General features: G+C 38.3%; 16 protein-coding genes and 1 tRNA gene. 15 read left to right on the top strand and 2 right to left on the bottom strand.

All coding sequences use genetic code 11. The features are described from left to right. The first annotated feature begins 151 nt into the window (after positions 1–151). Positions 152–1,195 (top strand): response regulator, encoded by a 1,044-nt coding sequence (locus tag KQI83_RS16045; protein WP_216560121.1) that lies wholly within the window; start codon positions 152–154, stop codon positions 1,193–1,195. A gap of 46 nt (positions 1,196–1,241) precedes the next feature. Here KQI83_RS16045 and KQI83_RS16040 read toward each other — a convergent pair whose 3' ends face one another. Next, entirely contained in the window at positions 1,242–3,926 is a 2,685-nt protein-coding gene (locus KQI83_RS16040; protein WP_216560118.1) for a transglycosylase domain-containing protein, read from the bottom strand. 153 nt (positions 3,927–4,079) lie between these two features. On the opposite strand from KQI83_RS16040, the gene KQI83_RS16035 reads away from it, so the two are divergent. From KQI83_RS16035 to KQI83_RS16015, 5 genes are all read left to right on the top strand, one after another. Then, on the top strand, positions 4,080–4,733 hold the full coding sequence (locus KQI83_RS16035) for a YigZ family protein (protein ID WP_216560115.1): 654 nt from the start codon (positions 4,080–4,082) through the stop codon (positions 4,731–4,733). A 66-nt stretch (positions 4,734–4,799) separates the two neighbouring features. Next, positions 4,800–4,871: transfer RNA gene (locus KQI83_RS16030), tRNA-Gln, on the top strand. Positions 4,872–4,968: 97 nt separating this feature from the next. Further along, the gene (locus KQI83_RS16025; protein ID WP_216560111.1) at positions 4,969–5,679 is read left to right on the top strand and encodes an acyl-[acyl-carrier-protein] thioesterase; all 711 of its coding nucleotides are present in this window, start codon (positions 4,969–4,971) and stop codon (positions 5,677–5,679) included. Next, positions 5,676–6,512, top strand: coding sequence for a CvfB family protein (locus KQI83_RS16020; protein WP_253295681.1), 837 nt, complete (start codon positions 5,676–5,678; stop codon positions 6,510–6,512). Before KQI83_RS16025 ends, KQI83_RS16020 begins: the two co-directional genes overlap by 4 nt. An 8-nt stretch (positions 6,513–6,520) precedes the next feature. Further along, entirely contained in the window at positions 6,521–7,444 is a 924-nt protein-coding gene (locus KQI83_RS16015; protein ID WP_216560109.1) for a CPBP family intramembrane glutamic endopeptidase, read from the top strand. Between the two features lie 57 nt (positions 7,445–7,501). On the opposite strand, the gene KQI83_RS16010 is transcribed toward KQI83_RS16015, so the two are convergent. Further along, a complete protein-coding gene (locus KQI83_RS16010; RefSeq protein ID WP_216560107.1) occupies positions 7,502–7,678 on the bottom strand; it encodes a YjfB family protein in 177 nt (58 codons plus the stop codon). Between the two features lie 115 nt (positions 7,679–7,793). Between KQI83_RS16010 and trxB the strand changes: the two genes are divergently transcribed. From trxB to KQI83_RS15965, 9 genes are all read left to right on the top strand, one after another. Continuing rightward, positions 7,794–8,708, top strand: a complete 915-nt coding sequence (gene trxB, locus KQI83_RS16005) for a thioredoxin-disulfide reductase (RefSeq protein ID WP_216560105.1) — start codon at positions 7,794–7,796, stop codon at positions 8,706–8,708. A gap of 135 nt (positions 8,709–8,843) precedes the next feature. Then, positions 8,844–10,037 (top strand): C40 family peptidase, encoded by a 1,194-nt coding sequence (locus KQI83_RS16000; RefSeq protein WP_216560103.1) that lies wholly within the window; start codon positions 8,844–8,846, stop codon positions 10,035–10,037. Positions 10,038–10,743: 706 nt separating this feature from the next. Next, on the top strand, positions 10,744–11,418 hold the full coding sequence (locus KQI83_RS15995) for a WecB/TagA/CpsF family glycosyltransferase (RefSeq protein ID WP_216560101.1): 675 nt from the start codon (positions 10,744–10,746) through the stop codon (positions 11,416–11,418). Positions 11,419–11,428: 10 nt separating this feature from the next. Then, positions 11,429–12,310, top strand: a complete 882-nt coding sequence (locus tag KQI83_RS15990) for a YitT family protein (RefSeq protein ID WP_216560099.1) — start codon at positions 11,429–11,431, stop codon at positions 12,308–12,310. A gap of 241 nt (positions 12,311–12,551) precedes the next feature. Next, positions 12,552–13,640, top strand: coding sequence for a PucR family transcriptional regulator (locus KQI83_RS15985; RefSeq protein WP_216560097.1), 1,089 nt, complete (start codon positions 12,552–12,554; stop codon positions 13,638–13,640). 26 nt (positions 13,641–13,666) lie between these two features. Further along, entirely contained in the window at positions 13,667–14,350 is a 684-nt protein-coding gene (gene ftsE / locus KQI83_RS15980; RefSeq protein ID WP_216560095.1) for a cell division ATP-binding protein FtsE, read from the top strand. Continuing rightward, complete coding sequence (gene ftsX, locus KQI83_RS15975) at positions 14,340–15,248, top strand: permease-like cell division protein FtsX (protein WP_216560093.1); 909 nt, start codon at positions 14,340–14,342, stop codon at positions 15,246–15,248. Before ftsE ends, ftsX begins: the two co-directional genes overlap by 11 nt. Before the next feature lie 155 nt (positions 15,249–15,403). Continuing rightward, positions 15,404–16,696 (top strand): murein hydrolase activator EnvC family protein, encoded by a 1,293-nt coding sequence (locus tag KQI83_RS15970; protein WP_216560087.1) that lies wholly within the window; start codon positions 15,404–15,406, stop codon positions 16,694–16,696. A 26-nt stretch (positions 16,697–16,722) separates the two neighbouring features. Then, the gene (locus KQI83_RS15965; protein WP_216560083.1) at positions 16,723–17,991 is read left to right on the top strand and encodes a S41 family peptidase; all 1,269 of its coding nucleotides are present in this window, start codon (positions 16,723–16,725) and stop codon (positions 17,989–17,991) included. Positions 17,992–18,479 lie beyond the last annotated feature (488 nt).

Here is an 18,479-nt window from a genome sequence, read left to right as displayed (position 1 = left end):
TTTATAGGATGTATTATTGTAGGAAATACCGTAGTACATTAAAGTATGAAGGTATATATGATTTCCTATGGTATAAAAAAGGGGAATTACTTGCAATTTTAAAGGAAACATTATAAGATAAAAGAAAGATATGCATTATGGGGGTAAGTCTATGAAAGATAATGTATTATTTATTAATCGTAATCACATGGAAATACAAGAATTCTTAAATGCAATGCAGGATTATGATTTTGAGATTGATACAGCAGATAGCGGTTTAGAAGCTGCGATACTGTTACGAAAAAAGAATTATAAAGTTGTAATCACGGGAATGAACCTGTCTACTTATGACGGAATGAAATTACTTGCATACTTGAATGGGTACTCCCCTTATACAGCATGTATTGTTTATACTACAACGATAAAATTGGCACAGTTGCGTGTACTGGTAAATGAGAGAGATGTATTTCGTATTTTTTTGAAGCCGGTAAACTATCGTGGAGACTTTTATCATGCGATTCAAGATGGATTTGCCTATTATGATCTGCGGCAGGCAGAGCAGGAAGAACAGAAGGTTCTTGAACTGAAACAGAAGTCCATAGAAGATATAGAGACACAAGAAGCGACGGCAACAGGGGAATATGAATGGAAACAGATGGGGCAGTTTATGAGAAGGTTATTGCCTTGGAGTGTAGAGAATTTTCAGATTCCCCTTAATGAGGAACAAAAGAAATTATTTAATGTCTTTGAACAGAAAATCTTGGATTACTATTTAGAGCTGGATTATGCAGCTTGTGACAATATGGAAAAGGTATGTGGATGTATTCAAGAGGAATTTGAGACAGACGATATGGGACAGCAGGTTATTGTTAATATAAACCAAAGACCGGTAAATCCCAAAACCGGATTTTATGAACAACTTCACTTCATATTATGGATATTATTAACACAGATTGCAATGATATCCCCGAACTACACTGTTACCGTTGATATGGACTTTGAATTACCATTTCGCCCGATTATACGGATAAAGGCAAAGGTACCGGAAGAAAAAATAAAAGAATATCAAGAAAACCGTGTAGTGCAAGACGGAGTAAAGGTAGTTTCCTGTATTGTGGAAGCATTCACAGAACAATGCAATATTGAGATAACACCAGACAGGATTGTATGCCAATTACAATTAAGAACCGAAGAACGAAAAAAGACAAAACTATGAGAAAACCGCAGGAAAGAATCTATATCAGTTCTTTCCTGCGGTTTTTTTAGTTTTGACCGGTATTAATCGGTGAATTATCTAAAGAACCATCAGAACCATTACCGGTGTTATCATTGCCGGTATTATCGGTAGGCGTTTTTGTTGTATCCGTATTATTTTTGTTATCGTTGTTTCCTGTGTCATCCGTCTTTGTACTTGGTGCCTCTATAGACGGAAGCTGTGGAATTACAGAAGCAGCAGTGTGCACAGTACATTGGTTTTGTGTATCGGACAGTAAATATGGACCGTCTTCTGTATTTGGGGAACCTCCAATAATATATACACTGGTTTGGCGAGTTTCCGCCGGGCAGAACTCACTTGCCAACATACCGGAAGCAGTACAGATGGTTGCGCTGATATGGTGATCACATACCTCTGTAGGTTCGGTGCCGGCGGCAAAGTATTCGGTTTCTACCATACTTCCTCTTGGATCGCAATCACAAAGACCTTCTACTGCCAGTTTACCGGATTTTTTACAAACGGTAGCAGTTACGATACCATCAGGCTGTGTAAAGTCTTTGTATTCCAATCCTTCGTGAATACGGCTCATGACGCTTCGCCAAAGGTTTTTCGGAGAATTTGTCTGACCGGATTTACTTTGCGGGCTGTTGTCGTCGTAACCACACCATACAACACAAGTATAATAAGGTGTGAAACCGGCAAACAAAGCATCTCTGTTTTTTGTTGTAGTACCTGTTTTACCGGCAATTGCCTGTCCGGAAAAAGCAGCTCTTGAACCGGTTCCTACGGTAACAACATCCTTCATAGCATCTGTTAATAAGAAGGCAGTTGTGTCTTTTAATACGGTATGAGTTTCCGCAGTGTTATCAATTAATACATTGCCTTCGTGATCTAAGATTCGTGTATAGAATCTAGGGCGTGTATAAGTACCGCCATCTGCAATGGTAGCATATGCTGCGGTTAATTCTAAGTTTGTTACACCGTTGGTAATACCACCAAGTGCCAGAGATTGTACAATATCTTTTTGATCCAAAGTAGTAAATCCAAAGTTTTCCAGATAATCATATCCTACCTGTGGAGAAATATCCGTAAGTGTCTTTACGGTTACTACGTTGATAGACTTGGTAATGGCATAACGCAAAGTGGTAAAACCACGATAACTATTGTCATAATTTCGTAAAGATGTGCCATTAGAATAAGTAAATGGTGCATCATCCTGTACAGTGGCAAGGGTCATGCCGGCAGTATCCAGTGCAGGTGCATAGGCTGCCAATACTTTGAAAGTAGAACCGGGCTGTCTGGTGGTATCTGTAGCTCGATTCAAGGTACGGCTTCCGGTCTTATCACCACGACCACCAACAATTGCCTTTACTTCGCCGGTAGACTGATCCATAACGGTCATAGCGGTCTGTGGCTGAAGGGTAAAGATAACAGATTCGCCACCTTCCGGAATGGTATCGCCGTCCTCCATAATCTCTGCCTTGTAGGCATCAATAGCGGCTTGTGCTTCTTCCTGAGAAGAAAAGTTAATATTATAGTTAGAATCGGAACTCTGATAATAAGAGAGCATTGTCTGCTCGCTGTAATTTTTCGTTGTTCCATCGGCTTTATTTACAGTTAAACGATAAGAAAAGGAATATTCAATATCGCCGGAGTAATTATCCGGGTTATTTGCCTCTTCATCGCATATTTGCTGCATAGCCATGTTTTGTGTGGATTCAATGGTAAGTCCACTGTTATAAATTGCTTTGTATGCCTGAGTATCGGTATATCCCTTTTTCTCTACCAAATCCTGAACCACCTGATCAATTAGGGCATCTACAAAGTAGGAGTTCGGATTCGTATCTACATATTCTACATTTACCTGCTGAATACGGGAATAAACATCGTCAGCAAGTGCTTCTTCGTATTCTTTGTCGGAAATATATCCCTGTTCTTTCATATTTTTAAGAACAAGTTTACGACGTTCCGCATTTTTTTCCGGATGACTTACCGGATTATAAGCAGATGGGCTTTTGGTAATTCCGGCAATTACAGCGGATTCAGAAAGAGTAAGTTCAGAAACGTCCTTGTCAAAGTAACGGCGAGCGGCAGCTTGTACACCTAAAGTATTTTGTCCGAGGTTGATGGAATTTAAATAGTTTTCCAGTACCCATTTTTTGGATTTTACTTTTGAAAGCTGTACAGCCAGGTACTGTTCCTGAATTTTACGCTCAACTTTTTCAGACCAGGATTCGTTTGTCCAGCCATCAAATACATTGTTTTTCAAAAGCTGTTGCGTAATTGTACTTGCACCTTGGGAAAAATGTCCAGTGGTCAATCCGGTAAAACCGGCACGGATAATTCCCTTAATATCAATACCATTGTGTTCATAGAAACGTTCATCTTCGATAGCAACGAAAGCGTGTTGAAGATCTATAGGGATTTCATCCAGTGTAACGTATACACGGTTAGAACCAGAAGCAACAAGGGTTGCGGTTTGATTTCCCTGATCATCCAATACAACAGAGAGGTATCCGGTTGGCGTTGGGTCGATATCATTAATGTCGGGAGCATCATCAATAATGCCCTTTAGAATGCCCACACCTGCACAACCACCGATTACAATCGCTGCTAAAAAGCAAACAAGTAATGCTTTACAGAATATTACGGTGAATTTCTTGCGTATCAAGGTTCCGGTGGACGTAATACGCTTGTCCTTCCGGGAAGCACCTTTTTTTCCATAATTCATAGTAAGCCTCCTTTATATATCTTCACTATTATAGCAAAAAAGACTTACGAAATAAAGCAAAAAATCCTTAAGATTCCCAGAAGAGAATTGCGTCAAAATAGATAATATGGTACACTAAAAAGCAAATAAAAGAAGAAATACGGAGAAACAAAGATGAAAAACAAGCCTTACAAGACCTTATATGAAGGCGGCGTAGGAGAAATTGTCGAAAAGAAATCACGATTTATTGCAACAGTTGCAAAAATAGAGAACGAAGAAGAAGCATTAGCGTTTATCGCTAAGATGAAAAAGCAGTATTGGGATGCCAGACACAATTGTTATGCATTTGTTGCCGGAAAAAATCAGGAACTGCAAAGGTGCAGTGATGACGGTGAACCAAACGGAACAGCAGGCAGACCTATGCTGGAAGTTTTATTGCGCGAGGATATTCACAATATTGCGGTAGTGGTGACACGTTATTTTGGCGGAACGCTTCTTGGAACCGGCGGATTGGTACGGGCTTATCAAAAGTCAGTACAGGAGGGATTAAAAAACAGCATTATTATAGAAAGAATGCAGGGACAGAGTTTGGAAATCCATACAGATTATAATGGCATTGGAAAAGTACAATACATTCTTGCTCAAGAGGAAGTTCCTGTAATAGATACCGAATATACGGATAAAGTAGTGGTAAAGTTAATTGTACCAGGTGGGAAAAAGGAAAAATTACAAGAAGCAGTAACAGAAGGAACCAATGGAAATGCTGTGTATCAGTGGGGCGAACAAGTTGAATTTGCATCAATTGAAGGAAAAATAAAAATTTTTTAAAAAATTTGAAAAAAAGGCTTGCATTTTAAAAATATCTCATGTATAATACAACATGTTGAAAAACATTGGCCCATCGCCAAACGGTAAGGCAACGGACTCTGACTCCGTCATTTCAAGGTTCGAATCCTTGTGGGCCAGCTAGAAACCATCACAGCATGTGATGGTTTTTTTATGTAATAGGAAAGTGCGGTCTATTGAATAAAAATGCTCTCATTAGGAAAGGAATGAAAAGAACGTGTATAGTTTTGAAAGCAGAATACGATATAGTGAAGTGGACAAGGAAGGCAGAATTACCTTGAATTCAATTTTGGATTATTTTCAGGATTGCAGTTGTTTTCATTCTGATGATATTGGGGTGGGAATAAATTATTTAATGGAACAAGGATTGGCATGGGTATTATCTTCCTGGCAGATTGAAATAAAAAGGTATCCTATGTATGGCGAAAATGTTAAAATAAGTACATGGCCATATGATTTTAAGGGATTTTTCGGATTCCGTAATTTTACCATGGAAACGCCGGAGGGAGAAATGCTGGCATATGCAAATTCTATCTGGACATTATTAGACCTTAAGAAAGGTCGTCCGACCAGATTAACGCCGGAGCTTATTGAAGCATATAAGTTAGAACCACAACTGCCTATGAAGTGTGAATCCAGAAAGATTCAGCTGCCGGAAGGAATGCAGGCAAAGGAAGCTTTTCCGGTGCACAAGTATCATATTGATACCAATCAGCATGTAAATAACGGACGTTATGTTGGAATGGCACAAGAATATTTGCAGGAAGAAAAGCAGGTATGGAAAATGCGCGCAGAATATAGAAAAGCAGCAATTTATGGAGATACCATATATCCTTATGTGAAAGAACAGGAAAAAGTAACAGTTGTAAATTTGGCAGATGGAGAAGGCAATCCATATGCAATCATAGAATTGGAGGTCAGTGAATGATCCGATTAGGAGAAAAACAGAAATTAACAGTAGTAAAAAGAGTAGAATTTGGTGTGTATTTGGCAGAAGATGCCGGTGCAGAGGAAAGAGTTCTGCTTCCGGGAAAACGTGTGCCGGAACAGACAAAAGAAGGAGACGAGATAGAGGTATTTATCTATAAAGACTCAAAGGACCGTATCATTGCTACTACAGCAGAACCGAAGTTGAAAATGGGAGAATACACGCCCCTTAGAGTGGTGTCTGTGCAAAAGATAGGAGCATTTTTGGATTGGGGTTTGGAAAAAGATCTGTTTCTTCCATATAAAGAGCAGACTGCAAAAGTACATGAGGGAGACGAAGTATTAGTTCGCCTCTATATTGATAAGAGCAAACGTCTTTGCGCAAGCATGCGTGGATTGTATGAACTGCTTTCCACAGATTCTCCTTATGAAGCAGGAGAAACAATTCATGGAAGAGTCTATGAGTTTAGTAATAATTTTGGAGCATTCGTGGCAGTGGATGATAAATATTCTGCATTGATTCCAAGACATGAAGATCACAGCAACCTTAGAATTGGCGAAGTGATAGAAGCCAAAATTGTAGAGGTAAAACCAGATGGTAAATTAACACTTACCATGCGTGACAAAGCATATATTCAAATGGAAGAAGATGCACAACAGGTCTTAAAGCTGTTAGAACAGTATGCAGGAGTGCTGCCATTTACGGATAAGGCATCTCCGGAAGTGATTATGCGTGAAACCAAAATGAGTAAAAATGCATTTAAACGTGCAGTCGGTCACTTATATAAGGAACGTAAGATAGAAATTAAAGAACATTGCATCAGAAAGAAATAGGAGGGAATATGACAGATAATAAGGGAGCGAATCGCTTGTATTTAGTGATTGTAGCATTATATGTTATAGCAAGTTTGCTATTTGCAAAAGTTATACCATTTGAATTGCCAACATATGCGGGAATTATTGTAAGTCAGTTGATTGTTGTAGTCCCTGCTGTGTTGTATTGTATCATTAGAAAAATATCGATAAAAGAGTTGTTTCCATATAGGAAAATTAGTCTTTCTACAGCAGTATTAGTAGTTGTTTCTACTTATTTAATGTATCCATTAATGATTGTGTTAAATATGATAACATTATTATTTACAAAATCAGGAACAGCATCTATGCAGTCGGAAATGTCACAGTTCCCGTTGATAGTTTCTACAGTATTAGTAGCATTAGTGCCGGCATGTGTAGAAGAATTTGTGTTTCGCGGGGTGCTGTTTCAGACTTATCGAAGAAAAAGAGTATTTTCGGCAATTTTATTAAGTGCCCTGCTATTTGGATGCATGCATATGAATGTAAATCAATTTGCCTATACATTTGTCATGGGAATTTATATGGCATTTTTAGTTGAAGGAACAGGAAGCATGTTTAGTTCTATGCTGGCACACTTTACGTTAAATTTTACCGGAGTGTTTTTGAGTTGGTTAATAGGAAAAAGAACCGGTGCCTTTGATAAGACAGGAGACATGTCACAGGTAGGTAATTTTTTAGATTATGGAAATGATACAGTAATCATGTTACTGTTTGGAATACTCATTTGGTTTATTATTGCCATCGGAACAACAGCAGGTGCCATTGCAATTTATCTTCAGATTTGTAAAATGAATGGACGTAGAGAGCATATAAAAACGATTTTCCGAAAACAATCTACAGAAAAATTGATTACGATTCCATTAATATTGGCGATAGCAATTACCATAGCAATTATGGTGTTAGTTTTTTAACAGAAAAAGGTACATTTGTAAAAACACAAATGTACCTTTCCTTCCATTTAATTATGCTTAAATGGAAATGTCAATATTTGCACCGAGATGTGGGTTTACAGACTGTTCCATCATTTTTATCATGGAGTCTCCCATAACCTCTACAGTGTCTAACTGTTTGCCAAGCATGAGAACACCAACATCATTTTGAAGTTGAGTTGTGCTTAAGGCAGTTGATAAAGAAGCAATATCCATAGGAACCGCCACCTTTCTGTTAGATTTCTGTATTTACAGTATGGCACGAAAACGGCGTAAAAGCAATATAAAAGAAATAAAAAAAAGAATGGAAATAAATGACAGGAGGAAACATATGATTTACGATGTTATTATTTTAGGAAGTGGTCCGGCAGGACTGAGCGCAGCTATTTATGCACAAAGAGCACGTTTGAATACGCTGGTAATCGAGGAAAAGCCATTAAGTGGCGGACAGATATTAGATACCTATGAAGTGGATAATTATCCTGGATTGCAGGGAATCGGTGGATTTGAACTTGGCATGAAGTTTCGGGAACATGCAGACACCCTGGGCGTAACATTCCATACTGCACAGGTGCAAAAAGTTCAGGCAGCGGGAAATTTAAAAGAAGTCGTAACAGAAAAGGAAACATTTCAAACGAAAAGTGTAATTGTTGCAACAGGAGCAACTCACAGAAAACTGGGAGTGCAGGGAGAAGAAGAACTGGTAGGTGCGGGAGTTTCTTATTGCGCCACCTGTGATGGAGCGTTTTTCAAAGGAAAAACTGTGGCAGTAGTTGGCGGAGGCGATGTGGCGTTAGAAGATGCATTGTTCTTGGCAAGAGGTTGTGAGAAGATTTATCTTATTCACAGAAGGGATGAATTCAGAGGTGCCAAGGTTTTACAAGAACAGGTGCAAAAAACAGAAAATATTACAGTTCTCTGGAATAGTGAGGTAAAAGAGATTCAAGGAGAGAATAAAGTAGAAAAAATTCTGTTACACAATAATATAGAAGAAACAGATACAACATTAGAAGTGCAGGGTATCTTTATTGCAGTGGGAATCCAGCCAAACAATGATGCGGTAAAGGAAGTTGTTGCAGTAGATGAACAAGGTTATGTAAAGGCATTAGAAGATACGGTAACCAGTGAACCGGGAATCTTTGCAGCAGGGGATGTTCGTACAAAGCAGCTTCGACAGGTAATTACAGCAGCGGCAGACGGAGCCAATGCAGTTACATCCGTAGAAAGATATTTGTTGACGATGTAGTAACAATTTGTAACAACTTTGTAAAAAATAAGTTGACATAAACATGCCACTTTGCTATAATGGTCTTTGTAATAAATTTGTAATAAATGTACGAAAAAGGTACATAGCATAAAATGAATTATTTTGGAGGGTAACATGAATAGAAACAGAATCAGAACAGCAGCATGTTGTTTAACAGCTACCGTAGTATTATCTAGTAGTTCTTTTGCTGTTAATGCAGCACCGGCAGCAGGTGCAGGAAACTTAGTTTCTACTGCATTAGCTTCAGAAACATCAAATGATAGTACAAGTGCTTCAGCCAATGCAGGTATTTCACAGGAACTTGCACAGTCTTTGACACAGAAGACAACAGTTGATACAGCGATTCAGGTAGTTCAGAATGAAACTCCTGTTGTAAAATCTGAATATGATGATATTGCAGTTGCACAAGTTGATAATTATGTAAATGTTCGTTCTACTCCAAGTGAAGATGGCGAGGTAGTAGGTAAATTATATAATAATTCTGCAGCAACCGTTTTGGCAACAGAGGGTGATTGGTATCAGATTCACTCCGGTAATGTAGAAGGATACATCAAAGCAGAGTTCCTTGTTGTAGGTAATGCAGATTTAGCTAAAGCAGTTGGAACAAGAGTTGCCAAGGTAAATACTCAGACATTGAATGTTAGAGTGGATGCCAGCACGGATTCCGGAATTTTAGGACAGGTACCAGATGGAGAAGAACTTACCGTTGTTGATGAAATTGATGGATGGACTAAGGTTTCTATCGAAGAAGGAGACGGTTGGGTAGCAAATGAATTTGTAGAGACAAGCACTCATTATACGACAGCAGAATCTAAGGAAGAAGAAGAAGCAAGACTGAAGAAAGAAGAAGAAGAGAGAAAGGCAGCAGAAGAAGCTGCAAGAAAAGCTTCTGAGAAGTCTTCACAGAAGTCAAACAGCAGTTCTTCTAACTCCGGAAGCAGCCGTAGCTACAATCCACCAAGTGGCGGAAATGGACAGGCAGTAGCAGATTATGCATGTCAGTTTATTGGTAATCCATATGTATATGGTGGTACAAGTTTAACAAACGGAGCTGACTGTTCTGGATTTGTAATGAGCGTATATGCACAGTTTGGTATTGGTTTACCACATTCCTCTAGCGGAATGAGAAGTGTTGGATATGAAGTAAGTCAGGATGCTATGCAGCCGGGAGATATCGTATGTTATAGTGGACATGTTGGTATCTATGTTGGCGGTGGTACAATTGTAAATGCAAGTACAGAAGCAACTGGTATCAAGTATACAAACGCTTATTACAGAAGCATTATTACTGTTAGAAGAATTTTCTAGGAATTAAATAAACGTAAATATAGACAACAAAGATGTTCTTTTTTATGGAGTACCATAGAAGAGAGCATCTTTTTTCATGTAATAGGAAATCGCGTCCTATTACATGAAAAACGCTCCACTAAGGAAGCACACCTGGCAGGAAAAAAAGTGCTGTAATAGGAAATTTATTTCATAGGAAAATAGTTCTAGGAGCAAGCAGAAAAATGCCAATATATTGTCAGAATTGTTACACAGTTTATATATTTGCAAGAAAAAAGTCTTTTATGCACTTTGTAAGAAAAAGGAAAAAATTACTTGACGGATGAAAACTGCACAAAGCGTTTTTGAGTTGTCAAGAAATGTGGAAAAAAGTATAAAAAAGTGGAAAAAGTTATCCACATGAAAAGAGGCGAAAAAATCGAAAAAAGTGAGTTATACACGAAGTTATACACATTATCCACATTAAAAACGGAAAAAAAAGTGGTTTACATAGTAAAAAAAGGAACATTCGTTTTGTGAAGTTATGATAAAGTTGATAAAAAAATAAAAAAAGCAGAAAAACAGTTGACATTTGAAAAGACAAAAAAAACAAGTATATGTCCGAAAATGTCAGTCTATTGTGAGAAATTATCTGCAAAAGCCATGGTTGAAAAATTTTCGGCTATTTGGTATACTTCTAAAGTGAATTTGTGTACGGATAATAAAATCGAGAAAAGATAGGTGTTATATGATAAAGAAAATCGAGATTCTTGGTATGAATCTGGACAACTATACCGTACGAGAAGCCATGCTTCAAGTAGAGGTGTATCTGACCAATGATACAATGAATACAATTGAAAATATTTCCATGGAGATGCTGGTGAAGGCTCAAAACGATGAAGTGCTGAAAGAATGCATTGAACAATTGGATTTAGCAATTATCAGTGAAAAGGAAATATTGAAGGCGGCAGGTGTTATGTCTGCACAACGAATGCGTGAAACAGCAGACAATGAATTTGCCAGAGAATTTATGAAACGTATTGTACGAAACAATAAAACCGTGTACCTGTTAGGTAATACCAGTGAACAAATTGAAAAATTACAGGAATTTTTAGCAGAAAAATATCCAAAACTAAAAGTAAGTGGCTCGTATGCGCTTGAAGAATGTACCGGTGATTTTGACAATATTATCAATGAAATTAATATTGCAGAAACAGATGTAATTTTTTCTGTATTACCAACGCCACAGCAAGAATATTTTCTAAAAGATAATGTGGGAAAATTCAATGCGAAGATTTGGTATGGACTTGGGGTGAATTATGCACGCAAGCGAGGGGTATCAGAAGTGGCAGAATTTGCAAAGAAACTAGTACACAAGGGAATGCTTCATAGTATGCTGTCACGATATAATAAGGATGAATGAGGAATTTGAAATGGACAGTATTGTAAGTAACAAAAAAGGCTTGATAGAAGCATATCTTAAGATTATTATTGGAACAGGAATCATGGGAGTTGCCATTAAGTGTATCTACGATCCCATTAGTCTGGTTACCGGAGGATTTACGGGAGCAGCGATTGTTCTGAAGAATTTGACAGCCGGAGTTATCCATGGTGGTATTCCGTTGTGGTTTAGTAACCTGGTATTAAACATTCCGATTTTCCTAATCGGTTGGTGGATGAAAGGGAAAAAATATGTAGGCAGAACAGCCATTGCCACTGGTTTATTATCAGCATGGCTTTACATTATACCGGAAGTGGATTTGGTAAATGGTGATTACATTTTAGCATCTATTTTCGGTGGAGTAATTACCGGTATCGGTCTGGGAATTATTTTTATGGCAAATGCAACTACCGGTGGAACGGATATGGTGGCGGCATTGATACAGGTGAAATTAAAGCATTATTCCATAGCCCAGATATTGCAGATTTTGGATGGTGTGATTGTGTTAGTGGGATTTTATGTATTTGGATTGCAACCTACCTTGTATGCAATCGTTGCAATTTTTATCGTGTCCAAAGTAACAGACACCATGTTAGAAGGTATGAAGTTTTCCAAGGCAGCCTATATTATTACGGATAAGTACGAAGAGATTGCACAGACGATTATGACGGAATTAGACCGTGGGGTTACCGGACTGCGAGCCAAAGGCATGTATTCCGGTGAGGATAAGTGTATGTTATATTGTGTAGTATCTAAGAAGCAAATTGTATCTTTAAAGGAATTAGTTACAAAAATAGACCGTAATGCCTTTGTAATTGTAGGCGATGTGCGAGAGGTTTTAGGCGAAGGATTTATTGAATACAAGGGAAATTAGTCCCTTTTGTGAACTATGCATAGGATAAAAACACCTATTTTTCAAAAAAAAGTTGAGGAAATGCATAAAAAATGTGTATTTCCTCTTTATTTTTTTGTGCTTTTGCATTAAAATACAGATTAGAGTATTTTGTTCTCCTCACGGATAAAAAAGAAAATTTGTGAAAGTTGCATATGAAAATGTGCACAATAATAGAGGAACAGACAAAAGAAGTGTAAGGAAAAGAAAAGGAGTGAAGCAAATGATTTCAAGTCAGATACTTCAGAATACCATTGACGGATTAAAAGGAATCACTCGAATGGATTTATGTATTATTGATACGGAAGGAAAGGTGTTAGCGACCACATTCCCGGATGGGGAAAATTATGTGACAGCGGCAATGGCATTTGTGGAATCACCAGCGGACAGTCAGGTGGTACAGGGATGTCAGTTTTTCAAAGTGTTTGATGAGCACCAGTTAGAGTATGTATTGCTTGCCAATGGAGATAGTGAAGATGTATATATGGTAGGAAAAATTGCAAGCTTTCAGATACAGAATCTTTTAGTTGCTTATAAAGAACGTTTTGATAAGGACAATTTTGTAAAGAACTTGCTGTTGGACAATCTGCTGTTGGTAGATATTTACAATCGTGCCAAAAAGCTTCATATTGACACTGAGGCAAGAAGAGTGGTATTTATAGTAGAGACAAACCGTGAAAAAGACGGAAATGAATTAGAAAAAGTAAGAAGTCTTTTTGGCGGTAAATCTAAGGATTTCATTACTGCTGTGGATGAAAAGAATATTATTGTAGTAAAAGAAGTGTTAGAAAACGAAGGCTACAATGAGTTAAATAAAACTGCCGAGGTGATTTTGAATCTGTTCCGTACCAATGAGGAACATGAAGTTCATATCGCATATGGTACCATTGTAAATGAGATTAAGGAAGTGTCTCGTTCTTATAAAGAAGCGCGCATGGCATTGGATGTAGGAAAGATTTTCTTTGAAGATCGTTATGTGATTGCATATTCTACACTGGGGATTGGACGTTTGATTTATCAGTTACCAATTCCGCTTTGTAAGATGTTCATCAAGGAAATTTTTGATGGAAAATCTCCGGATGAGTTTGATGAAGAGACCTTGACTACAATTAATAAATTCTTTGAAAACAGTTTAAATGTTTCAGAAACATCCAGACAGTTGTATATTCATAGAAATACTTTGGTATATCGATTGGATAAACTGCAAAAAAGTACCGGATTGGATCTGAGAGTATTTGAAGATGCCATTACATTTAAGATTGCATTAATGGTAGTAAAATACATGAAGTATATGGAGTCGTTGGATTATTAATTGTAAAGTATTTTTAGGAGGCTTACATGATAACACTGGAAAATGTCAGTAAGGCATATTCAGCGGGAATTCCTGCATTGAATGATGTCAGTCTGCATATAGAACAGGGCGAATTTGTTTTCGTGGTGGGAGACAGTGGCTCTGGAAAATCGACTTTAATAAAATTATTGTTAAAGGAATTAGAACCTACAGAAGGTAGTATCTATATTAATAATCAGAAACTTGGCAAAATCCGTCATCGGGATGTTCCAAAGTTTCGGAGAAATGTAGGCGTAGTGTTTCAGGATTTCCGTCTGTTAAAGGATCGAAATGTTTATGAAAATGTAGCGTTTGCACAACGAGTAATCGGTACTCCTACTAAGGTGATGAAGCGAAAGGTACCGGCTATGCTTTCTATGGTTGGACTGGCAGCCAAGTATAAGTCATTCCCAAAACAGATTTCAGGTGGAGAGCAGCAGCGTGTAGCGATTGCAAGAGCGTTGGTAAACGAGCCGAAGATTTTATTGGCAGATGAACCAACCGGTAATCTGGATGCCGGAAATGCATGGGAAATCATGAAACTGTTAGAGGAAATCAACCAACGTGGTACAACTGTTTTAGTGGTTACACATAATCTGGAAATTGTAAAAGCAATGAAAAAGAGAGTAATTACAATGAAGAAAGGCGTCGTCGTCAGCGATGAACGAATGGGTGACGGGGATGAGAGTTAGTACATTTGCATATACGTTAAAACAGGGTATCAAAAATATTTGGAGAAACAAAATGTTTTCTCTGGCATCTATTGCCACCATGTCCGCATGTATCTTTTTATTTGGATTATTCTACTCTATTGTTGTGAATTTTCAAAGTGTTGTAAAAGAAGTAGAGTCTGGTGTGGCAGTTACGGTATTTTTTAACGAAGGAATTGATCAGACACAGATAGATACCATCGGAAATGAAATTGATAAACGTGTAGAAGTATCAAAGAAGAAATTTGTCAGTGCAGATGAAGCATGGGCAGAATATCAGAAACAGTATTTTGAAGGAAATGAAGAGATGGCACAGGGATTTGTCAATGACAATCCTTTGGCAAATTCAGCCCATTATGAGATTTATATGAACGACATTTCCATGCAGCAGTCATTAGTTACCTACTTAGAATCTTTGGATGGAGTGCGAGATGTAAAGAGCTCTGATGTGGCAGCCAATACATTATCCGATTTTAATCGTTTGCTGGGATATATTTCAGCGGGAATCATATTGATTTTGTTATGTGTAGCCGTATTCCTGATTAGTAACACGGTTACCGTAGGTATTGCTGTGCGTCGAGAAGAAATTGCGATTATGAAGCTGATAGGTGCAACAGATTACTTTGTAAGAGCACCGTTTATTGTAGAAGGAATTTTAATAGGACTTATCGGTTCTGCATTACCCCTTGGAGTCTTGTACCTGATGTATCGAAATATTATTGTATACATTGGAGAAAAATTCCACTGGCTTAGCAACATTATGAACTTCCTTCCGGTAGATACGGTATTTTCTACATTGTTGCCGGTTGGATTGCTTTTAGGTGTAGGTATTGGATTTTTAGGAAGCCGTTTTACAATAAGAAAACATCTGAAGGTGTAAGAAGGAAAGAGACTCGGCGGTGGATAACTGCCGAGTTGTTTTTGTTTACGCGAGTAGCAATGAAAATGCTGTGCTTGCACAGGTATTTGAAGAGCACCGCAATAACTTGAGAAACTCACAAGCATGTTTTTCATAGTTTGAACAAGGAGTGCTGTATGAAAAGAAGAAGGAAAAAATGGACGCATGTAACATTGCTGGCAATGGGCATGGCAGCTTTAATGGCATTTTCCGGGATTGGGAATGTAACGGCAAAGGGATTGTCGGAGGCACAAAAGGAAAAAGAGCAGTTAGAGCAGGAATTAAAAGAAGCACAAGAGATGATTGATAATCTAAATGATTCTAAGGAAGATATGGAATCGGCAGTAAAAGAATTGGATACAAAGCTTCAAAATATTTCCAAACAGATATCTGATTTAGAAAATCAATTGACAGAAAAACAGGCATCCGTAGATGAGACACAGGCAGAACTTGCAGCAGCAGAAGAAGACCGACAGAAGCAGTATGAAGATATGAAATTGCGCATACAGTTTATGTACGAGAATCAAAGTACATCTGCGTTGGAAAAACTTTTGACAGCGGGAAGTATTGCAGAATTTTTAAATAGTGCAGAATATATTGCTCAGATTTCACAATATGATCGCAATATGCTGGTAAAATATGAAGAGACAGTGGAGAACATTGCCAAAATGGAAGAAACACTGAAAACGGAAATCAGCGAATTAGAAGCGATGAAGGAAAAGGTGGAACAAGAGCAGAAAGCAGTGGCAGCCTTAGTGCAGGAAAAGGAAGAAAAGCTTGCAGAGACAGAAGGTCAGATTGTAGATGCACAAAAGGTAGCAGAAGCCTATGAGGCAGAAATTGATGCACAGAATGAAATCATAGCCCAGATTCAGCAGGCAGAAGAAGAAAGACGAAAAAAGGAAGAAGAACAGAACAGGGATAACGGAAACAACACGAATAATGATAACAACGTCGGGAACAATACGGGAGATAATACCGGTGATACTGGCGGAAATAATAACAATGACAACGGTGGCGGAAATTCAGACCAGCCAAGCGTATCAGCGTTTACCTGGCCTTGTCCGTCATCCAGAAGAGTTACCAGTGATTATGGACCAAGGCAATCGCCGACAGCAGGTGCCTCCAGTTATCATAAAGGAATTGATATAGGAGCGTCCTATGGGGCGGATATTGTTGCAGCAGCAGATGGAACGGTAGTATTTGCCGGATATTCAAACTCTGCCGGTAATTATGTAACAGTCAGTCATGGGGGTGGCTTGTACACCGTTTATATGCATTGTTCTTCTTTGAACGTGTCCAAGGGACAGTCTGTTTCAAGAGGGCAGGTAATTGCAAAAGTAGGAAGTACAGGAATTTCTACCGGAAATCATTTGCATTTTGGCGTAAGCTTGAATGGAAGCTATGTGAATCCGTGGAATTATTTATAAAAAGTTAAAAAGGAAAGAGGAGACGTATGGACACACAAAATTTTCAACCAGAGTCAGACAAGTCACAGTTTCGTAAAGGAATTGCAGTAGGTATTTTAATAACACTTGTGCTGGTAGTTATTGCAGCAGGCGTGTTGCGCGTAGCAGGAAAAAAACATGTATTACCGGAAAAAGGAACTGCAACAAATACGACAGAAAGTATGGATGAAAGTACACAGGATGTTATATCCAGTGATGCTGTGCAGGAAAAAGCAGGAGAACTTGCAGACATTTTAGATCAATATTATTACGAAGATATTGATGAAAATGCATTAGTAGAAGGCATGTATGCAGGTATGGTAGGCGGGATTGGAGATCCATATACCTGTTATTATACAGCAGAAGAATACAAATCATTAAATGAGACTACAAGCGGTTCTTATTACGGAATCGGTGCGGTTTTAACACAGAATGCCGAGACAAAGACAGTAACGATTCTTCATGTATATCCGGGAACCCCGGCAGAAGAAGCAGGAGTAAAGGATGGAGATGTTATTGTAAAAGTAGATGATGTAGATGGAAATAGCATGGAATTATCTGAGTTGGTAAAACATATCAAAGGTGAGGAAGGAACCACCGTACATCTGCAATTAATGCGAGAAGATAGTGAGGATTATGTGGAAGTAGATGTAGAACGCCGACAGATTGATATTCCAACCGTACAGTATCAGATGTTACAGGGAAATATCGGGCTGATACAGATATCTGAATTTTCCGATAACACACCGGAACAGTTTGATGCGGCAATTAAAGATTTACAGAGTCAGGGCATGGTGTCTATGATTGTAGACTTGCGTGATAATCCGGGAGGCGTATTGCAGTCAGTATGCACGATGTTAGATGAGATTTTGCCAAAGGGAACATTAGTATATACAGAAGATAAGTACGGAAATCGAACAGATTATGATTCTGACGAGTCTTGTCTGGATATTCCGATGGCAGTTTTGATTAATGGAAACAGTGCCAGTGCATCAGAGATTTTTGCAGGTGCAATCAAAGATTACGAGTATGGAACACTTATAGGAACAACATCATTTGGAAAAGGAATTGTACAGAGTATTATTCCGTTGGATGATGGAAGTGCAATTAAGGTTACCATGGCAAAATACTTTACTCCAAAGGGAAATTATATCCATGGAAAGGGAATTGATCCGGATATTGAATTAGAATATGAATATCAGGGAGATGCCTCTGCAACCTATGATCCAATGCAGGATAATCAGGTATTAAAGGCAATTGAGGTATTAACAAAATAATAGAAAAGCATAAAGATGTTAAAAAACATCAATACACGGTTAAAAAATATCAATTGACTTTTCTGGGATACAGTGTTATATTTTTTGTCAAACAGAAAGTCAAATGCAATGAACAGGCATACGAACCTTAAAATTTTTCTTACAGAGAGCTGTCGGATGGTGCAAGACAGTAGAGAACTTTTGGCGACATCCCCTGCAAGCAGTACGCTGAAACGGTAAATGACAGATAAAAAACATCAATTAAGTACCGGATTAAGCTTCACCGGATTCCCACCGTTATACGGGAGCCTATTGAAACGCACATAGTGTTGGAGATGGGGCAGAGAGGTCAGAAAACTGGCAAGCAAAGTGGTAACGCGGAAGAGATAATAGAGCTTTCGTCTTTGGTAATGATACTGAAGGCGAGAGCTTTTTTTGCGCACCTCGCGGAAAAGAAATTAGTCGTAAACGACACCGCTCGGGCGCGAAAGAGTCCGGCGGGCGGACTC

It is taken from the genome of Roseburia sp. MSJ-14, assembly GCF_018918225.1.
Classification (GTDB): domain Bacteria; phylum Bacillota; class Clostridia; order Lachnospirales; family Lachnospiraceae; genus Petralouisia.
The sequence above is the reverse complement of the archived record's forward strand: the minus strand, read 5'-3'. Positions and strand labels throughout refer to the sequence as shown.